The organism is Kitasatospora putterlickiae (assembly GCF_039527695.1).
GTDB classification, from domain to species: Bacteria; Actinomycetota; Actinomycetes; order Streptomycetales; family Streptomycetaceae; genus Kitasatospora; species Kitasatospora putterlickiae.
Window position 1 is genome coordinate 3,844 of sequence record NZ_BAAAKJ010000250.1, and the last position, 1,655, is coordinate 5,498.

A 1,655-nucleotide genomic window follows, 5' to 3' on the forward strand; every position below is an offset into this window, starting at 1 on the left:
GCCGGGCCTCCCGGCGCGGTCGCGGCCGGTCAGTCGCCGATTCCGGCGAGGTCGCGCAGCCGACGGGCCTGCGCCGCCCGTTCGGCCGAACGCTGCTCGTCGTAGGAGCGGCCGGCGGCGCCCTGCAGCAGGGCCTTGGTCTCGATGACCGCGGCGCGCGGGGCGGCGAGCAGGGCGGCGGCGAGGTCGCGGGCGGCGGCGTCCAGTTCGGCGGCCGGGACGGCCAGGTTGGCCAGGCCGATCGCGGTGGCCTCGGCCGCGCCGACCCAGCGGCCGGTGGCGCAGATCTCCAGTGCCCGCGCGTAGCCGACCAGTTCGGTCAGCGGCTTGGTGCCGGCGAGGTCGGGGACGAGGCCGAGCGAGGTCTCCTTCATGGAGAACTGGACGTCCTCGGCGACCACCCGCAGGTCGCAGCCGAGGGCGAGCTGGAAGCCGGCGCCGACGGCGTGGCCCTGGACGGCGGCGACGGTGATCAGGTCGGGGCGGCGCCACCAGGTGAAGGCCTCCTGGTAGTCGGCGATGGTCTCGTCGAGCTCCTGGTCGCCGGCGGCGGCCAGCTGGAGGAAGCCGGGCTCGCCGGGGATGCCCTCGGGGGTGAACATGGCGCGGTCGAGGCCGGCGGAGAAGGAGACGCCCTCGGCGCGCAGCAGCACCACCCGGACGGTTCCGGGCAGCTCGCGGCCGACGGCGGTGAGGGCGCGCCACAGGGCGGGCGACTGGGCGTTACGCCGCTTGGGCTGACAGAGGGTGACGACGGCGAGTTCACCGTCGATCTCCAGGCGGACGCCGTCCCGCTCCCGGTGCGGGGTCTGCGGATCGGTGGCGGGAGCGGTCATGCGGGGACCTCCGGTGGCGAGGGTGCTTGGCTACCGGAGAGTAACAAAACTGGCGGCGCGACGGCAGGGGGCCGCCTGCGGGCGCCTCCCTGCGTCGGACGGCCGGGCCGGCGCGCGGCCGCGACATGACGATCGGCGGCCGGTTCGCTCTGGCCGGGGGCGGACGATCAACGGTCGCCTCCCCGGTCGGCGCCCTGCCGCCGAGTCATCCGTCCAGTGAACTGACGGTGCGTCAGGAACCAGCTCCAGCAGTCGCCTTGTTCTTGCCCCGCGTGGCACCGCCGCGGCCCCGGAGAATCACCCCGGACTCGCTCAGCATGCGGTGCACGAAGCCGTACGAGCGACCGGTCTCCTCCGCGAGGGCACGAATGCTCGCCCCGGAGTCGTACTTCCTCTTGAGATCGGCCGCGAGCTTCTCACGCGCGGCACCGGTCACCCGGCTGCCCTTTTTCAGAGTCTCGGCCACCCGTGCCTCCTCGTAGCGTTGCTCGGTCAGATTCCCATGATCACCCATCCACCGCGTCCTGGCCACCCATTCGACAAGGTCCATGTCCTCAACGGGCGGTCCTGCGGTGGTGATCCGAGCGCACAAGGGCGCTCACGCTGAGTGCACGCCCCCAGGGGCGTGCCGCCGTTCGATGCGAAAGGGCTGATCAGCAGCGTGGGCCCGGCCACGATCGAGTGGTGGGCCAACGGAAGCTCCTCAAACGGAATGCAGGACCTCTTCATTCCCGGACACGCCGAAAGGACTAGTTTTTCTGGCTCAAAGGGCGGAGGCCGTGTCTACCGCCGGCCGAGCGGGAAGGCGAAGGCCCGGTC

At 72.4% G+C, this 1,655-nt stretch carries 2 protein-coding genes; both read right to left on the reverse strand.

Annotation, left to right across the window (positions count from 1 at the left end; all coding sequences use genetic code 11):
- Positions 1-29: 29 nt before the first annotated feature.
- A complete protein-coding gene (locus tag ABD308_RS25145; RefSeq protein WP_344338841.1) occupies positions 30-836 on the reverse strand; it encodes an enoyl-CoA hydratase/isomerase family protein in 807 nt (268 codons plus the stop codon).
- Positions 837-1,068: 232 nt separating this feature from the next.
- Positions 1,069-1,302, reverse strand: a complete 234-nt coding sequence (locus tag ABD308_RS25150; protein WP_344338847.1) for a helix-turn-helix domain-containing protein — start codon at positions 1,300-1,302, stop codon at positions 1,069-1,071.
- Positions 1,303-1,655 lie beyond the last annotated feature (353 nt).